The sequence below is a fragment of the Streptomyces lichenis genome, from assembly GCF_023218175.1.
Classification (GTDB): Bacteria; Actinomycetota; Actinomycetes; order Streptomycetales; family Streptomycetaceae; genus Streptomyces; species Streptomyces lichenis.
In genome coordinates this window covers 1-16,023 of the sequence record NZ_JALPTH010000045.1, presented here as the reverse complement: position 1 = coordinate 16,023, position 16,023 = coordinate 1, and the positions used below count along the sequence as shown (strand labels likewise).

Below are 16,023 nucleotides of genomic sequence, written 5' to 3'. Positions count from 1 at the left end.
CGCCTGGGGAGCCCCGCGCTCCTCCCCACAGACCGGAAAGACCATGGCTTCCACCACACCCGCAGACACCCCACCGGCGCCGCCGGTGCCAGGGCCCGGCTCCCGGTCCACCGGGCGCCTGGGCGACAAGGTCTTCCTGGGCCTCTCCAAGGGCTCGGGCATCCTGCTGCTGGTGATCATGGCGTCCATCGCCGTGTTCCTCAGCTACCGCTCGGTCATCGCGCTCTCCGACAACGAGGGGAACTTCCTCACCACCTTCGAGTGGAACACCGCCGGCGACCCGCCCGTCTTCGGCATCGCGGTGCTCCTCTTCGGCACGGTCGTCAGCTCGATCGTCGCCATGGTGATCGCGGTCCCGATCGCCGTCGGCATCGCCCTGTTCATCTCGCACTACGCCCCGCGCAGGGTGGCCGCGCCGCTCGCCTACGTGGTGGACCTGCTGGCCGCCGTGCCGTCGATCATCTACGGCATCTGGGGCGCCCTGGTCCTCGTCCCGTACCTCGAAGGCCTCAACTCCTGGCTGGACGAGTTCTTCGGCTGGACCTACGTCTTCGAGAAGACCGAGATCGGCATCCCCCGCTCGCTGTTCACCGTGGGCATCCTGCTGGCGATCATGATCCTGCCGATCGTGACCAGCGTCAGCCGCGAGGTCTTCCTCCAGGTCCCCAGGATGAACGAGGAGGCCGCCCTCGCCCTGGGCGCCACCCGCTGGGAGGTCATCCGGCTGTCGGTGCTGCCCTTCGGCCGCTCCGGCATCATCTCGGCCTCGATGCTGGGCCTGGGCCGGGCGCTCGGCGAGACGATGGCCGTCGCCACGGTCCTGTCGCCGAACTTCCTGGTCTCGCTGCACCTGCTCAACCCGGGCGGCGGCACCTTCGCCCAGAACATCGCCGCCAAGTTCGGCGAGGCCAACGAGTTCGGGCGGGACGCCCTGATCGCCTCCGGCCTCGTCCTGTTCGTCCTGACCCTGCTGGTCAACGGCGCGGCCCGGCTGATCATCGCCCGCCGCAAGGAGTACTCGGGGGCCAACGCATGAGCCACGCCACCACCGGTCTGAAGGACCACCGCCCCGCCCCGGCGCCCGCCGCGCGCCCCAGCCTCAGCAGCCGCTCGCTGCCGCGCCTCGCGCCCCTCGGCTTCGCCGCGGTGTCCATCGCCCTCGGCGTCGGCGTCTCGCTGGCCGCGGGCTGGCACAGCCGCACCCAGTGGGGGCTGCTCTCCGCGCTGATCTTCCTCGCCGTGTCGTACGCGGTGACCACGGCCGTGGAGAACCAGCGCCAGGCCAGGGACCGCCTCGCCACCAGCGTGGTGTGGGTCTGCTTCCTGGTCGCCGTCGTTCCGCTGGTCTCGCTGCTGTGGACCACGGTCAGCCGCGGCGTCGAGCGCCTGGACGGCTACTTCCTCTCCCACTCGATGGCCGGTGTGCTCGGCTGGGAGGCCAGCGGCGGCGTCTACCACGCGCTGATCGGCACCCTGGAGCAGGTCGGCATCGCCACCGTGCTCTCCGCCCCGATCGGCCTGCTGACCGCCGTCTACCTGGTCGAGTACGGCCGGGGCGCGCTGGCCCGGGCCGTCACCTTCTTCGTGGACGTGATGACCGGCATCCCGTCGATCGTGGCCGGTCTGTTCATCCTCTCCATCATGCTGATCGCCGGCCTTGAGCCGTCCGGCCTGATGGGCGCCCTCGCCCTGTCGATCCTGATGATCCCGGTCGTGGTGCGCTCCACCGAGGAGATGCTCAAGCTGGTGCCCAACGAGCTGCGCGAGGCGGCCCTCGCCCTGGGCGTGCCCAAGTGGCGGGTGATCCTCAAGGTGGTGCTCCCCACCGCGATCGGCGGCATCACCACCGGTGTGATGCTCGCGATCGCCCGTATCGCGGGGGAGACCGCCCCGATCATCCTGGTGGTCTTCGGCAACCAGCTGATCAACACCAACCCGTTCGCCGGCGAGCAGTCCTCCCTGCCGTTCTACATCTACGAGCAGTACAAGATCGGTGAGGTGGCCGCCTACGACCGGGCCTGGGCCGCCGCCCTGGTGCTGATCGCCTTCGTCATGATCCTCAACCTGGTGGCCCGCGGCATCGCCCGCTGGAAGGCCCCGAAGACCAGCCGCTGACCCGGCACCGGAAGTAGTGATTGAAATGGCCAAGCGCATCGACGTCAGCGGACTGTCCGCGTACTACGGCTCCCACAAGGCGATCGACGACATCTCGATGACCGTCGAGCCCCGCTCCGTGACCGCCTTCATCGGCCCCTCAGGCTGCGGCAAGTCCACCTTCCTGCGCACCCTGAACCGGATGCACGAGGTGACCCCGGGCGGGCGCGTCGAGGGCAAGGTGATGCTGGACGACGAGAACCTCTACGGCTCGTCCGTGGACCCGGTCACCGTGCGCCGCACGGTCGGCATGGTCTTCCAGCGCCCCAACCCGTTCCCCACCATGTCGATCTTCGACAACGTGGCGGCCGGCCTCCGGCTCAACGGCTCCTACAAGAAGAACGAGCTGGCCGGGGTCGTGGAGCGCTCGCTGCGCGGCGCCAACCTCTGGGACGAGGTGAAGGACCGCCTCAACAAGCCGGGCTCCGGCCTCTCCGGCGGCCAGCAGCAGCGGCTGTGCATCGCCCGCGCCATCGCGGTCGAGCCGGACGTGCTGCTGATGGACGAGCCCTGCTCGGCGCTCGACCCGATCTCCACCCTCGCCATCGAGGACCTGATCAGCGAACTGAAGGAGCGGTTCACGATCGTCATCGTGACCCACAACATGCAGCAGGCGGCCCGGGTCTCGGACCGTACCGCCTTCTTCAACCTGGCGGCCGTGGGGCAGCCGGGCAAGCTGATCGAGATCGACGAGACCGACCGGATCTTCTCCAACCCGTCGGTCCAGGCGACCGAGGACTACATCTCCGGCCGCTTCGGCTGATCCCGCACTCCCCGCCAGGTACGCCGCGCACTCGGCGTGCCCGGTGGGGCCGGACGCCCTGCGGTGCTGCATGGCGGTGCCACCGCAAGGCCGGGCCTTCCGCCGGATGACCGGGACTCCGGGAAACCGGGCGGAAAGGCCGAGGGCCCGCCTCCCCCGTCGAACGGGGAGGCGGGCCCTTCTCGTGTCCCGTGGGATCCGCGGCTCAGCCGAAGAGCAGCTGCACCACGAAGTAGCTGAGCGCGGCGACCAGGGCCGCGGCCGGCATGGTGATGAACCAGCCCAGGATGATGTTCTTCGCCACGCCCCAGCGGACCGCGTTGACCCGCTTGGTGGCGCCGACGCCCATGATCGCGGAGGTGATCACATGAGTGGTGGAGATCGGGGCGTGGAAGATGAACGCCGAGCCGAACATGATCGAGGCGCCGGTGGTCTCCGCGGCGAAGCCCTGCGGCGGGTCCAGCTCGATGATCTTGCGGCCGAGGGTGCGCATGATGCGCCAGCCGCCCGCGTACGTACCCAGCGACAGCATCACCGCACAGGCGATCTTCACCCAGATCGGGATGGCGTCGCCGGCGTCCTGGACGTCGGCGATGACCAGGGCCATCACCACGATGCCCATGGTCTTCTGGGCGTCCTGGAGGCCGTGGCCCAGGGCCATGCCGGCCGCCGAGACGGTCTGGGCTATCCGGAAGCCGCGCTTGGCCTTGTGCGGGTTGGCCTTGCGGAACATCCACAGGATCGCGCACATCACCAGATAGCCGGCGATCAGGCCGACCACCGGGGAGAGGAACATCGGGATGACGATCTTGTCCAGCACCCCGGACCAGATGACCTCGGTGCCGCCCGCGAGCGCCGCGCCGACCATGCCGCCGAACAGCGCGTGCGAGGAGGACGAGGGCAGCCCGAAGTACCAGGTGACCAGGTTCCAGACGATCGCGCCGACCAGCGCGGCGAACAGGATGCCCATCCCGTTCCGCCCGTGCGGTGTCTCGATCAGGCCCTCGCTGACGGTCTTGGCGACGCCGCTGCCGAGGAAGGCGCCCGCGAGGTTCATCACCGCGGCCATGGCGAGCGCGGCCCGCGGGGTCAGCGCCCGGGTGGAGACCGAGGTGGCGATGGCGTTCGCCGAGTCGTGGAAGCCGTTGGTGTAGGTGAAGCCGAGCGCGACGCCGATGGTCACGATCAGCGCGAAGGTGTCCACGAAGCTCAGGACTCCTTGACCGCGATGGTCTCCACCGTGTTGGCCACGTGCTCGAAGGCGTCCGCGGCCTCCTCCAGCACGTCCACGATCTGCTTGAGCTTCAGCACCTCCATGGCGTCGTACTTGCCGTTGAACAGGTGGGCCAGCAGCTTGCGGTGGATCTGGTCCGCCTGGTTCTCCAGCCGGTTGACCTCGATCCAGTACTCGGTGAGGCTGTCCATGGTCCGCAGGTGCGGCATGGCCTCGGCGGTCAGCTCGGCGGCCCGGGCGAGCACCTCGATCTGCTGCTCGACGCCCTTGGGCAGTTCCTTGACGTTGTAGAGGACGACCAGGTCGACCGCCTCCTCCATGAAGTCCATGATGTCGTCGAGCGACGAGGCGAGGGCGTAGATGTCCTCGCGGTCGAACGGCGTGATGAAGGAGGAGTTCAACTGGTGGAAGATCGCGTGGGTCGCGTCGTCCCCCGCGTGCTCCGCCGCCCGCATCCGCTCCGCGATCTCGGCCCGGGCGGAGGCGTCCGCCCCGAGCAGTTCCATCAGGAGCTTGGAGCCCGTGACGATGTTGTCCGCGGACGCGGAGAACATGTCGTAGAAGCTCGTCTCCCTGGGGGTCAGACGAAAACGCACGTGGGGTCCTCGGGGTGCATGGGGTTCGGTCAGGCTGATGCTAGGCGCATCATCCGGCCACGGCTAACCGGCGTTGTTCAGTGTCGCCCATCAGGCACAGTGAACAGAACCGCCCCCCGGCCACCTTTTCCGACCAGCCGGTATCATATGCCCCCGAGGGGTATGCAAACCCTTACAGGACAACGGGAGGACGCGATGACGACCACCGAGGCGGCCGGCCTTCCGGACGGCGGGAGCACCGAGGGTGTGACCGACGGTGCGGACGCCGTGACCGGCGATGAGGCGGCGAGCGGCCCGGACGCCCCCGCCTCCGCCGCTTCCACCGGCGGGATCGGGCCGGTGACCGACCACGACCGCGGGGTGCACGGCTACCACAAGCAGAAGGACGAGCACCTGAAGCGGCTGCGCCGGATCGAGGGCCAGATCCGGGGCCTTCAGCGGATGGTCGCCGAGGACGTCTACTGCATCGACATCCTCACCCAGGTCTCCGCGTCCACCAAGGCCCTGCAGTCCTTCGCGCTCCAGCTGCTGGAGGAGCATCTGCGGCACTGCGTCGCGGACGCCGCCGTCAAGGGCGGGGACGAGATCGACGCGAAGGTCGAGGAGGCCACCAAGGCCATCGCCCGCCTGCTGCGCACCTGACCCCCCTTCCTCCTTCCCGGCCTCAGGGCGCGGTTTCCTCCCGGCTCAGGGCGCGGACGCGCCGCGGGCCGCCGGTATGACGTTCAGCACCTCGTCGATACGCGCGGCACTCAGCCGGTCCCCGTCCGATGCGGAGGCGGCGATCATCAGCTCGCCGCACAGTTCGATCTCGGCGAGGGCGACGGGGTCCTGGACGGTCGTCGGGCTGGGCGGTGGCACGCACATCACCTCTTCCTGCGAAGTGTTCCCCGGTCGTGGCCGCGGTCGCGGTCGCGCGGCCCTTCCGGCTCCCCAGCGTAGGGAGCGCGGCACGGTACGCGCATGACACGTCTGGACCATTCTTCCGACCACCCGGGTCGTGCCCCCGCGCCGGGAGCCACCCCCATCCGCCTCTCACATGCCGACCTTGCCGGTGTAGATGTCCCGCTCGGGCGGCAGCACCACGCTGACCGGGGCCCCGAACTCGTAGAGCAGGGTGGTGGAGGCCACCGCCACCGTCCGCCCCTCGTTGGCGAAGCCGAACTGGTGGCGGACCTTGCGCAGCCGCCCCTCCCGGTCCAGATAGGCGTCGAACGGGACGCTGTCCCTGGCGAACCCTTTCGCCGCCGCCGCGAGCACGGCGCGCAGCCGCGGGGAGGCGGCCCGGGCGGCGTGCCCCAGGTCGACGACGCCCCGGTAGTGGGTGACCGGCACGCCCGCCAGCTCCTCCTCGCCGATGTGCCGCACGCCCCGGGCGCCGCGCAGCAGTTCGGCGGCGGCGGCCGGGTCGGTGGCCCCGCCGGTGACCAGGTTGCCGTCGGAGAGGGCGGCGGTGTCCACCCGTACCCACTTGTCGGCGGGGACCCCCGCGCCGCGGTTCTTCATGTAGAGGGCGCCGGGAGCGAGCAGCTCGGTGATGGGGCGGTGGCCCTCCGCGCCGGAGGGGTCGCGCGGCAGCACCACCTTCAGCCGCCCGTGCCCGGTGGCGAAGTCGTAGGCGCCCTCGCCCCGGATGGTCACCCGGGTGCCGCCGGTCGCCATCTCCATGGAGGTGCGCGCCTTGGACGTCCCGGCCCGGGCCAGCACCTCGGAGGCGGTACGCACGGCCTGGGCCGGGTCCGGGCCGGGTGTGGCGTCCGCCGCCGCGGAGCACCCGGAGGCCATCGCCCCCACCACGGCGGCCGTGACGGCGACCGCGCCGCCTCCGCGCATGTGCTGCTGCACCATCGCCTGCCGACCCCCAACGCCGTACCGCCGCTGCCGAAGCCGGAAGCCGTCCCGCGCAGCCCGGAGTCCGGAGCACCCTCGTGGACATGCCCGAAGTCCGCTCCGGAGCCGTGCGGCACGGCCCCCACTCGCTCCGCTTAACGACCGCCCCGGCGGCCCGTCACGCGCGCCCGCCGCCCCGGTACGGTGGAACCGTGCCCGCGCATGATCCGACCGCTTCCGCCTCCGCGGCTCCTGCCTCCGGTGCCTCCGGCCGCGAGACCGGCGGGGACCACGAGACCACCACCACCGAGAACGGCGCGTTCTCCGTCGCCCGCTGCGGCTGCGGCTGGCAGGGGCCGGCCCGGCGGTCCCGCGACCGCGCCCGCGCCGACGCCGCCGCGCACGCCCGGCCCGGCGCCGTACCGCCGCCCCGACCGCCCGCGAGCTGACCACCACCGCGCCCCGGCAGGCCCCTCACCGGCGCAAGAATCCAGCCAGTTTCAAAAATCAGCCCGCCTCAGCGGCCGATCGGCCGCCGCCCGGCCGATGTCAGGCCGCCAGCCCCTTCTCCTCCGGCTCGGTGCCCGGGGCGGGGAGCGGCGACCGCTCGGTGACCGGGGGCACCGCCAGGCCCCGCTCCCGTACCGCCACACGCCGGGACCGCACCAGCCGGCCGAGCCGTCCGGAGCGCGCCACCGCGGTGACCAGCGGGGTGAGCAGGGCGAGGGCGACCGGGGCGAGCAGCAGGGTGACCGCCGTACCGAGGGCGAGGCCGCCGATGACGTCGGTCGGGTAGTGCACGCCCAGGTAGACGCGGCAGAAGCCCTCGGACAGCGCGAGGCCGATGGCGGCCAGGCCGAAGCGCCGGTGGGCCACGAACAGCCCGGCGGCCAGGGCCATCGCCAGGGTGGCGTGGTCGCTGACGAAGGAGTAGTCGGTCTTTCCGGGGACCAGGACCTCAAGGCCCTGGTGGTCCAGGAAGGGCCGTGGGCGCTCCACGAAGCCGCGGATGGGGATGTTGACCAGCAGCGCCACACCGGCCGCCAGCGGGGCCCAGACGAGCCCGGCGACGGCCGCCACCGAGTCCTCGGCGCCACCGCGCCGCCGCACGCTCCACCAGCACCCGAGCACCAGCAGCACCAGGGCGATCAGGATGCCGTACTCGCCGGTGAACGCCATGGCGCGGTCGAACCAGGAAGGAGTGCCCTCCGCCAGGCCGTTGATGTCGTAGAGCAGGCCTACATCGGGGTTCGAACCGTCCGACGCGAGTCCAGCCATCTGCCGCGACCCCTTGCACTCGTGTTCCGTGACGCGCCCTGTGCCCGTGCGAAGCGCCATGCGCCCATGGACAAGACAACGCCGCCGGGGAGGGTGACGTTCCACTCTCCACGGAACGATCACCATGACGTTATCGAAGAGTGACGCGTCGTCCCAGCTCAGGCGCTGCCGGGCAGCTCCGTCGGCAACGCTTTCGCGCCATCTTCCGTCACCCGGGTGGCCCCGAAGTAGTCGGGGGTGTCGATCTTGTCGAAGCGGATGACGGCTCCGGTGAACGGCGCGTTGATCATGTAACCGCCGCCCACGTACATGCCGACGTGCCGGATCGCCCGAGAGTTCGTCAGGTCATCCGAGAAGAAGACCAGGTCCCCCGGGAGCAGTTCCTCACGGGACGGGTGCGGGCCCGCGTTGTACTGGTCGTTCGCCACCCGGGGCAGCTCGATCCCCACGGTCCGGTACGCGGCCTGGGTGAGCCCGGAGCAGTCGAAGCGGCCCTGCTGCTCGGGGGTGCCGTTGCCGCCCCACAGATAGGGGGTGCCGAGCTTGGACTGGGCGAAGGAGATGGCCGCGGCCGCCTGGCGGGACGGCTCCACCCGGCCGACCGGGCGGGCGAAGCTCTGCTCCAGACTGCGGATGATCTTGACGTAGTTGCGCGTCTCGCTGATGGCCGGGACCCCGCCGGCCCTTATCACCCGGTAGGCCCCGGCGTTGTACGCGGCCAGCATGTTGCTGGTGGTGTCACCGGGAACGTCCTTGACGTACTTCGCCAGTTCGCAGTCGTACGAGGCGGCCGAGGGGATGGCGTCCGCCGGGTCCCAGATGTCCCGGTCGCCGTCGCTGTCGCCGTCCACCCCGTGCGCCGCCCAGGTGCCGGGGATGAACTGCGCGATGCCGCGCGCGTCGGCGGGGCTGACCGCCCGCGGGTTCCAGCCGCTCTCCTGGTAGAGCTGGGCGGCCAGCAGCGCGGGGTTGATCGCCGGGCAGAGGTTGCCCCACTTCTGCACCAGCGGCTGGTACGCGGCCGGGACGGCGCCCTTGGCCAGCCCCACCGCCCCGGCGACACCCGCCCCGGCCCCGCCGAGCAGCCCGGCGGCGGCGGAGTACGTCCCGACCACGAGCAGCGCGACGAAACTCAGGCAGACGCCGACCGACAACCCGGTCACCAGCAACGCCTTACGCACCGTCAACCACCCCTATACGGCGGGGCCGTGCGCCCCGGCGACAGTGTAGGTTCCACCGCCCCGCCCGTGGAGGCGCACGGCAGGGCCGACCGAATGTGTCCGCCCCGTCCCGGCGGCACCGGACCGCGATACGGGCCCCGGGCCGCGCTCCGGGCGGCCCAGCCCCCCGCCCGTCCCCGGCTCCGGCAGCTCCAGCCCGTCGACGTACCGGTCGACCGCCTCCGGGGTGCGCCGGGTGGGCCCGGGGCCGCCCGTACCGGCCCCCTCCACCCCGCCGACGTACGACCGTCCGTGCGCCCCTGACGCCCCTTCGGCGACTTCCGGTACCGGCACCCGGCCCGGCGATGCGCCCTCCCGCCTCCGTACTCCCCCCGCTGACCCGCCCTCAGCAGACCGGCGCTGGACGGGCGCGGGCCGCTGACGCACCATGGCTGCGGCAGGGGCCGCGTGCATATGGCCCAAGGTGAACCAACGACAGTCATTGCCCAAAGTCACTCTGCGTGATACACAGAGTGACCATACGCATCCATGCATACTCCCGAACCTCTCCCGTCGCAGGTCAGCGCGGTCGGATCGGTCATATGTGCGGGGATCGGGTAAAGAGACCAGCCAAGTCGGCGCACCTGGGCGGTTTCATCAGCGAAGATAGTGCGGTGACCCGTGCCATGGGGCAGGGGCGACGAACTACCCAACAGGGGCGGTGAGTTACATGTACCTGGCGGCCGAAAAGGGCGATATCACCACCATCATCGGAGGAATCGCCCCCAACTGGGGTCCCTTCGGAAACCTGGGCAACGAGGCCCGCGTGATGATCGAGGTGGTGATGGCCGTCGCCATCCTGCTGTGCCTCGGCATCGCGATCTGGGGCGCGGCCAAGCAGCGCATCGGGGCGACCGCACTGCGGGACACCTTCAGCGCGGAGCAGGGCAAGGGCCTGATCGTCGCCGGGCTGACCGGCGTCTTCATCATCGGCTCCCTGGGAACGCTCTTCACCATCGTGTACGGAATGGCCGTCTAACCCGCGCCCATGGCGGGCCGTCCCGCGCCCGCCCCCTCCCACCCGATGGCCCACCTGATGTCCAGTCACCACAACGAACAGCAACCGGATGAGGGGGCGTTCCCGTCATGAGCCTCGGCGACGAGCACGGCGGCCTCGGCGGCCGGGGAGGCGGCACGGGGCAGACCCGCACCCGGCTGCCCGACACCGGCTCCCCCGACGCCTACGGCACCCCCCGCCGTACCCCCCGCGCCTCCCGCTCCCTCATCACGGTCGTGGGTGTGGTCGTGCTGCTGATCGCCGCGATCGCCTTCGCCAACCGGGGCTCCGGCGGCGGCGGTGACGACGGCACGGACGCCGCCGCCCCCCGTACCAACCCCACCGCCCCCACCGGCGTCCCCCCGGTCACCGGCAAGAACGGCCCCCTCCCCGCCGGCTTCGCCCACGACGAACAGGGCGCCCAGAGCGCGGCGGCGAACTACGCGGTGGTGCTGGTCTCCGCGGAGATCCTCAAACCGGACCGCCGGGCGGAGATCGTCCGCCAGGTCTTCGCTCCCGACCAGGCGGGCCCCATGCGGGAGAAGTTCGACAAGGCCTACAACCAGGCCTTCCTGGACAAGGTCGGCCTCGACGCGGACGGGAACGCGGCCGCGGGCACGACGTACGTCTCCCGGACCGCCCCCGTGGGCACCAAGGTGGTCGAGGCGTCGCCGGACGCCGCGACCGTCGAAGTCTGGTGCACCGGTGTGTTCGGCACCGCCGGTATGGAGTCCACCAACCCGGTGACCAACGACTGGTTCACGATGACCCTCAACCTCACGTGGGCCGCCGGCGACTGGAAGGTCCGGGGCTTCTCCCAGAAGGAGGGCCCCGCGCCGGTGAACGCGGATCGCACCATCTCGGACGCGGACGAGATCGCCAAGGCCGTAGCGGAGTTCGGAGGGTTTACCTATGCCCGCTAGCGCCCGTCTGACCACACGGGTTCTCGGTGCCCTCGTCGGCCTGTACGCGCTGCTCGCCGCGCCCCGGGCCTACGCCGCGCCCAGCCCGTCCCCCACTCCCTCGCCGAGCACCAACGACGACTGCAGCCTCATCGTCGGTCCGGCCAGGGACCTGTGCCCCAGCGGCTCGGGCGGCGGAGCCCCCCGCACCTCCCGCTCCCCCCTCCAAGACCCCACCTCCGCCCTAGACCCCCTCGGCTCCCTCGCCAAGGGCTGCGCCGACGCCGCCGCGTGGATCGTGGACAAGCTCAGCAAGGCCGTCACCGGCACCGCCGAGGTCGACTTCACCAACACCGCCTTCCTCCAGCAGTACGCGATCGTCTTCGCCGCCTCCACCGTCCTCACCCTCGTGCTGTGGCTGCTGGCCGTCGCCAAGCGCGCCATCCGCGGCGTCCCCCTCACCACCGCCCTCTCCGAGGCGATCGGCTTCCTCTGGCTGACCGTCCTGGCCTCCGCCTTCACCCCGCTGATCCTCTACACCGTGGTCTCCGCCACCGACGGCATCACCGAGGTCATCGCCAAGGGCACCGGCGGCCAGACCGACGCCTTCTTCGGCTCCTTCGCCGAAGCCCTGAAGAAGGGCGACGACATCGGCGGCGGACCGATCATGCTGATCGTCGTCTCGCTCGTCTCGATCCTCGCCGCCGGCGTCCTCTGGCTGGAGCTCGTCATCCGGGCCGCCCTGCTCTACGTCGGCGCCCTGCTCGGCACCGTCGTCTACGCCGGCCTGGTCGACAAGAACATGTGGGGCCACGTCCGCCGCTGGGCCGGCATCATGATCGCCGTCATCCTGGTCAAGCCGGTCATCGTCATCGTCCTCGGCCTCGCCGGCGCCCTCTCCGGCGACGAGGGCCCCGACGCCTTCTCCGCCGTCGTCTCCGGCCTCGCCATCATCCTGCTGGCCATCTTCGCCTCCGCGATGATCTACCGGTTCGTCCCCGGCTTCGGCGACGAGATCGCCACCGCCCGCAGCAACCGCAAGCAGGCCACCGACGGCTCCCAGGCCGCCGCCGTCATCTCCTCCCCGGCCGCCCTGGTCTCCCAGGGCATCAAGACCCACAGCAGCCGCTCCCACCAGCAGGGCGGCGGCGGTGGCGGCGCCGTCCCCGCCAACCAGGCCTCCGGCGGCATGGCGGCCCACAGCAGCCGCACCCCCACCACCGGATCCACCGGCGGCAACAACCCCACCGGAGGCACCGGCACCGGCGGAATCGGCGCCCCGCCGCCCCGCAACCCCGGCGGCACCATCGGCACCCCCCACAGCCACCGCACCGGCAACACCGGCGGCCCCACCGGCGGTAAGAGCAGCAGCACAGGAACCACAGGAGGTGCAGGGCGTTGACGACCCAGTCCCACCCGCTCACGCCCCGCCGCACGTATCTCATCGGCCGCGCCCGGCCGAACGCGATCGTCGGCAAGAACCGCGAGACCGGCGAGATCACCCTCATCATCGCCGGGGCTTTCCTCGGCATGATGAGCGGCCTGCTCATCCCCCTGCTCTCGCTGCGCATCGTCGCCCTCGCCGGCTTCCCGATGCTGGCGCTGGCCGCCGTCTACGTCCCCTACCGCGGTCGCACCTTCTACAAGTGGTTCGAGGTCAACCGCAGCTTCAAGCGCACCCTGCGCACCGGCACCCTCTACCGCTCCTCCGCCATGGAGGCCGGCACCGCACTCGACGGCCGCGAGGTCGAGATCGGCCCGCCCCCCGGCATCGGCCGCATCAGCTGGCTCTCCGCCCCCTTCGGCCCCGACGAGATCGCCGTCCTGCTCCACGCCGACCGGCGCACCGTCACCGCCGCCATCGAGATCGAGGGCCCCGGCGTCGGCCTGCGCGACAGCGAGGACCAGGAAGCCCTGGTCGACCGCTTCGGCACCCTGCTCAAGCACGTGGCCAACGGCGACGGCTTCGTCACCCGCCTCCAGATGCTCGCCCGCACCCTGCCCGCCGACCCCGACGCCCACGCCAAGGACGTCGCCCAGCGCGGCGACACCACCTCACCCCGCTGGCTGCGCGAGTCCTACGACCAGCTCCAGTCCATGGTGTCCACCAGCAGCGAGCAGCACCGCGCCTACCTGGTCGCCTGTATGCACTACACCCGCGAACTGGCCGCCGAGGCGAACGCCATGGCCCGCGCCGCCCGCCAGGCCGCCGGCACCCGCAAGCTCGACAGGGACGCCGGCCTCGCCGTCGTCATGGCCCGCGAGCTCACCGACATCTGCGCCCGCCTCGCCGAGGCCGACATCCGGGTCCGCCAGCCCCTCGGCCAGAGCCGCCTCTCCTCCCTGGTCCACTCCATGTACGACCCGGACCACCCCATCGACCACATCCAGGCCATGACCCGGCGCAACGCCTGGCCCGCCGAACTCGACGCCGTCCAGCCCACCTACCTCCAGGCCAAGACCCGCGAGTCCACCACCCGCGCCCCTTGGTGCCACGCCACCGCCTGGGTCAAGGAGTGGCCGATGACCCCCGTCGGCGTCAACTTCCTCGCCCCGCTCCTCGTCCACACCCCGGACGTCATCCGCACCGTCGCCGTCACCATGGACCTCGAACCCACCGAGATCGCCATCGAGCGGATGCTCACCGAGAAGACCAACGACGAGGCCGAGGCCAGCCGCGCCGCCAAGATGAACCGCACCGTCGACCCCCGCGACATCGCCGCCCACGGCCGGCTCGACCAGCGCGGTGAAGACCTCGCCAGCGGCGCCGCCGGGGTCAACATCGTCGGGTACATCACGGTGTCGTCCCGCTCCCCCGAGGCCCTGGCCAGGGACAAGCGGACCATCCGGGCCTCGGCCGGCAAGTCGTACCTCAAGCTGGAGTGGTGCGACCGCGAGCACCACCGGGCCTTTGTGAACACGCTTCCGTTCGCCACCGGCATCCGCCGCTAAGGGGCCACCTCAGATGCGAGATCCGCTGTCCGCCCTCACCGAGGCCTTCACCGCCTTCCTCTTCGGGAAGGTCGAGACGACCCGGCTGCCCGTCCGCACCTCCACCGGCCAGGCCCAGGCCGTCTACCTGCCCACCGCCGCCCCCGGCCTCGGCGACTCCGGCGTGATCATCGGCCGGGAGGTCTACAGCGGCAAGGGCTACATCTACGACCCCTTCCAGCTGTACGGGCAGCAGCTGCCCGCCCCGCACTGGCTGGTCCTCGGCGAGTCCGGCAACGGCAAGTCGGCCCTGGAGAAGACCTACGTCCTGCGCCAGCTCCGCTTCCGCGACCGCCAGGTCGTCGTCCTGGACGCCCAGGGCGAGGACGGCGTCGGCGAGTGGAACCTCATCGCCGAGGAGCTGGGGATAACCCCCATCCGGCTCGACCCGACCGCCGCCCTCAACGACGGCATCCGGCTCAACCCGCTCGACCCCTCCATCACCACCACCGGCCAGCTCGCCCTGCTGCGCACCATCATCGAGGTCGCCATGGGCCGCGGCCTGGACGAGCGCTCCGGCTTCGCCCTCAAGGTCGCCCACGCCTACGTCAACGCCAGCATCACCAACCGCCAGCCCGTCCTCACCGACATCGTCGAGCAGCTCCGCCACCCCGAGCCGGAGTCCGCCGCCGCGATGAACGTCGACCTGGACGACGTACGGGCCTGGGGCCTGGACGTCGCCCTCGTCCTGGACCGGCTGGTCGACGGCGACCTGCGCGGCATGTTCGACGGCCCCACCACCGTCGGCATCGACCTGGACGCCCCGCTCATCGTCTTCGACCTCTCCCACATCGACCGCAACTCCATCGCCATGCCCATCCTGATGGCGATCGTCGGCGTGTGGCTGGAGCACACCTGGATCCGCCCCGACCGCAAGAAGCGCATCTTCCTGGTCGAAGAGGCCTGGCACATCATCAACAGCCCCTTCGTCGCCCAGCTCTTCCAGCGCCTTCTCAAGTTCGGCCGCCGCCTCGGCCTCTCCTTCGTCGCCGTCGTCCACCACCTCTCCGACGTGGTCGACGGCGCCGCCGCCAAGGAGGCCGCCGCCATCCTCAAGATGGCCTCCACCAGGACGATCTACGCCCAGAAGGCCGACGAGGCCCGTGCCACCGGCCTCGTCCTCGGCCTGCCCCGCTGGGCCGTGGAGATCATCCCCACCCTCACCCCCGGCATCGCCGTCTGGGACGTCAACGGCAACGTCCAGGTCGTCAAACACCTCATCACCGAGGCCGAACGCCCCCTCGTCTACACCGACCGCGCCATGACCGAGGCCTCCGACCCCACCGAGTTCACCGACGACCACCTCCCCGAGGAGATCAGGGCCGCCGAATGGGAGGCGGAGCAACGCGCCGCCTTCATCGAGCAGCAGATGGACGAGGCCTCCCGCTCCACCGTGGCCTGAGCCACCGGAGCGGGCCCCCGCCCACCCTCCTGCCCACCCAGCCCGAACCGGGGACCCACCCATGACCCGACCCACCCCACCGCCCCCCTCCTCCTCCCCCCAGGGCGGCATCCCGGACGGCCTGCTCATCGGCCTGATCGCCTTCCTCCTCGGCCTGACCGTCCTTGTCTACACCTCCACCGGCCTCTCCGCCCTGTTCGCCCACGGCTCCTGGCCGACCGGGATCACCTACGCCGGCACCCCCGACGCCATACGCGCCCTGGCCTCCCAGCCCCACAACCTCCCCGCCGCCTGGCCCGCCACCCCGCCCGGCCAGCTCTCCGGCTACGGACTCTTCTGGGGTCTGTTCATCGGCCAGCTGATGGTGCTGGTCGTCCTCACCATCTTCGTCCTCGGCACCGTGGCCCGCTGGCGCGCGGTACGCCGCCACCGCCCCGCCACAGGCGCACGGACGCCCACCGCCCCCCCCCCCCCCCCCCCCCCAACCCCCCCCCCCCCCCCCCCCCCCCCCCCCCCCCCCCCCCCCCCCCCCCCCGCGCCCCCCCCCCCCCCCCAGCCCCCCCCCCCTCCCCCGCCGTCGCTGCCCCGGCGGACGCCGTACGCCCCTCGGCCCGGTGACCGTCTGCCGGCCTCCCGTCAGCGCGGCGAGTTCGCCC

16 protein-coding genes are annotated in these 16,023 nt (G+C 71.4%); 10 read left to right on the top strand and 6 right to left on the bottom strand.

Going from position 1 to position 16,023, the window contains the following annotated elements; all coding sequences use genetic code 11:
* Positions 1-43 precede the first annotated feature (43 nt).
* Genes pstC through pstB form a run of 3 tightly spaced genes read left to right on the top strand, consistent with a single transcriptional unit; the run spans position 44 to position 2,917 of the window.
* Entirely contained in the window at positions 44-1,036 is a 993-nt protein-coding gene (pstC, locus tag M1O15_RS30065) for a phosphate ABC transporter permease subunit PstC (protein WP_248637395.1), read from the top strand.
* The gene (gene pstA, locus M1O15_RS30060; protein ID WP_248637394.1) at positions 1,033-2,115 is read left to right on the top strand and encodes a phosphate ABC transporter permease PstA; all 1,083 of its coding nucleotides are present in this window, start codon (positions 1,033-1,035) and stop codon (positions 2,113-2,115) included. The genes pstC and pstA overlap by 4 nt, the downstream gene beginning before the upstream one ends.
* Before the next feature lie 25 nt (positions 2,116-2,140).
* On the top strand, positions 2,141-2,917 hold the full coding sequence (gene pstB / locus M1O15_RS30055; protein ID WP_248637393.1) for a phosphate ABC transporter ATP-binding protein PstB: 777 nt from the start codon (positions 2,141-2,143) through the stop codon (positions 2,915-2,917).
* A 205-nt stretch (positions 2,918-3,122) separates the two neighbouring features.
* Here pstB and M1O15_RS30050 read toward each other — a convergent pair whose 3' ends face one another.
* A complete protein-coding gene (locus M1O15_RS30050; protein ID WP_248637392.1) occupies positions 3,123-4,121 on the bottom strand; it encodes an inorganic phosphate transporter in 999 nt (332 codons plus the stop codon).
* Between the two features lie 5 nt (positions 4,122-4,126).
* Complete coding sequence (locus tag M1O15_RS30045) at positions 4,127-4,747, bottom strand: DUF47 domain-containing protein (RefSeq protein WP_248637391.1); 621 nt, start codon at positions 4,745-4,747, stop codon at positions 4,127-4,129.
* 195 nt (positions 4,748-4,942) lie between these two features.
* On the opposite strand from M1O15_RS30045, the gene M1O15_RS30040 reads away from it, so the two are divergent.
* Positions 4,943-5,389: a metal-sensitive transcriptional regulator gene (locus M1O15_RS30040; protein ID WP_248637390.1), complete on the top strand. Its 447-nt coding sequence runs from the start codon at positions 4,943-4,945 to the stop codon at positions 5,387-5,389.
* A 45-nt stretch (positions 5,390-5,434) separates the two neighbouring features.
* Here M1O15_RS30040 and M1O15_RS30035 read toward each other — a convergent pair whose 3' ends face one another.
* Positions 5,435-5,614: a hypothetical protein gene (locus M1O15_RS30035; protein ID WP_248637389.1), complete on the bottom strand. Its 180-nt coding sequence runs from the start codon at positions 5,612-5,614 to the stop codon at positions 5,435-5,437.
* 168 nt (positions 5,615-5,782) lie between these two features.
* Positions 5,783-6,595 carry an SCO4651 family lipoprotein gene (locus M1O15_RS30030; protein WP_248637388.1) on the bottom strand — a complete coding sequence of 271 codons (813 nt, stop codon included), beginning with the start codon at positions 6,593-6,595 and terminating at the stop codon, positions 5,783-5,785.
* Positions 6,596-6,789: 194 nt separating this feature from the next.
* On the opposite strand from M1O15_RS30030, the gene M1O15_RS30025 reads away from it, so the two are divergent.
* Positions 6,790-7,026: a hypothetical protein gene (locus tag M1O15_RS30025; protein ID WP_248637387.1), complete on the top strand. Its 237-nt coding sequence runs from the start codon at positions 6,790-6,792 to the stop codon at positions 7,024-7,026.
* Positions 7,027-7,126: 100 nt separating this feature from the next.
* On the opposite strand, the gene M1O15_RS30020 is transcribed toward M1O15_RS30025, so the two are convergent.
* Entirely contained in the window at positions 7,127-7,855 is a 729-nt protein-coding gene (locus M1O15_RS30020; RefSeq protein WP_248637386.1) for a phosphatase PAP2 family protein, read from the bottom strand.
* Positions 7,856-8,013: 158 nt separating this feature from the next.
* Positions 8,014-9,036 carry a C40 family peptidase gene (locus tag M1O15_RS30015; protein WP_248637385.1) on the bottom strand — a complete coding sequence of 341 codons (1,023 nt, stop codon included), beginning with the start codon at positions 9,034-9,036 and terminating at the stop codon, positions 8,014-8,016.
* Between the two features lie 709 nt (positions 9,037-9,745).
* On the opposite strand from M1O15_RS30015, the gene M1O15_RS30010 reads away from it, so the two are divergent.
* The 5 genes from M1O15_RS30010 (at position 9,746) to M1O15_RS29990 (ending at position 15,367) form a co-directional block, all read left to right on the top strand.
* The gene (locus M1O15_RS30010) at positions 9,746-10,054 is read left to right on the top strand and encodes a DUF8827 family protein (RefSeq protein WP_156693550.1); all 309 of its coding nucleotides are present in this window, start codon (positions 9,746-9,748) and stop codon (positions 10,052-10,054) included.
* Between the two features lie 107 nt (positions 10,055-10,161).
* Entirely contained in the window at positions 10,162-10,995 is an 834-nt protein-coding gene (locus M1O15_RS30005; RefSeq protein WP_248637384.1) for a DUF8175 domain-containg protein, read from the top strand.
* Positions 10,985-12,376 (top strand): hypothetical protein, encoded by a 1,392-nt coding sequence (locus M1O15_RS30000; protein WP_248637383.1) that lies wholly within the window; start codon positions 10,985-10,987, stop codon positions 12,374-12,376. The genes M1O15_RS30005 and M1O15_RS30000 overlap by 11 nt, the downstream gene beginning before the upstream one ends.
* On the top strand, positions 12,373-13,926 hold the full coding sequence (locus M1O15_RS29995; protein ID WP_248637382.1) for an SCO6880 family protein: 1,554 nt from the start codon (positions 12,373-12,375) through the stop codon (positions 13,924-13,926). Before M1O15_RS30000 ends, M1O15_RS29995 begins: the two co-directional genes overlap by 4 nt.
* Positions 13,927-13,939: 13 nt before the next feature.
* The gene (locus tag M1O15_RS29990) at positions 13,940-15,367 is read left to right on the top strand and encodes an ATP-binding protein (protein WP_248637381.1); all 1,428 of its coding nucleotides are present in this window, start codon (positions 13,940-13,942) and stop codon (positions 15,365-15,367) included.
* Positions 15,368-16,023: the final 656 nt, after the last annotated feature.

Bases quoted from the DNA above. Each gene is read 5' to 3' on its own strand.
- pstC (WP_248637395.1), top strand. From the start codon at position 44: ATGGCTTCCACCACACCCGCAGACACCCCACCGGCGCCGCCGGTGCCA.
- pstA (WP_248637394.1), top strand. From the start codon at position 1,033: ATGAGCCACGCCACCACCGGTCTGAAGGACCACCGCCCCGCCCCGGCG.
- pstB (WP_248637393.1), top strand. From the start codon at position 2,141: ATGGCCAAGCGCATCGACGTCAGCGGACTGTCCGCGTACTACGGCTCC.
- M1O15_RS30040 (WP_248637390.1), top strand. From the start codon at position 4,943: ATGACGACCACCGAGGCGGCCGGCCTTCCGGACGGCGGGAGCACCGAG.
- M1O15_RS30035 (WP_248637389.1), bottom strand. From the start codon at position 5,614: ATGTGCGTGCCACCGCCCAGCCCGACGACCGTCCAGGACCCCGTCGCC.
- M1O15_RS30030 (WP_248637388.1), bottom strand. From the start codon at position 6,595: ATGGTGCAGCAGCACATGCGCGGAGGCGGCGCGGTCGCCGTCACGGCC.
- M1O15_RS30020 (WP_248637386.1), bottom strand. From the start codon at position 7,855: ATGGCTGGACTCGCGTCGGACGGTTCGAACCCCGATGTAGGCCTGCTC.
- M1O15_RS30010 (WP_156693550.1), top strand. From the start codon at position 9,746: ATGTACCTGGCGGCCGAAAAGGGCGATATCACCACCATCATCGGAGGA.
- M1O15_RS30005 (WP_248637384.1), top strand. From the start codon at position 10,162: ATGAGCCTCGGCGACGAGCACGGCGGCCTCGGCGGCCGGGGAGGCGGC.
- M1O15_RS30000 (WP_248637383.1), top strand. From the start codon at position 10,985: ATGCCCGCTAGCGCCCGTCTGACCACACGGGTTCTCGGTGCCCTCGTC.
- M1O15_RS29990 (WP_248637381.1), top strand. From the start codon at position 13,940: ATGCGAGATCCGCTGTCCGCCCTCACCGAGGCCTTCACCGCCTTCCTC.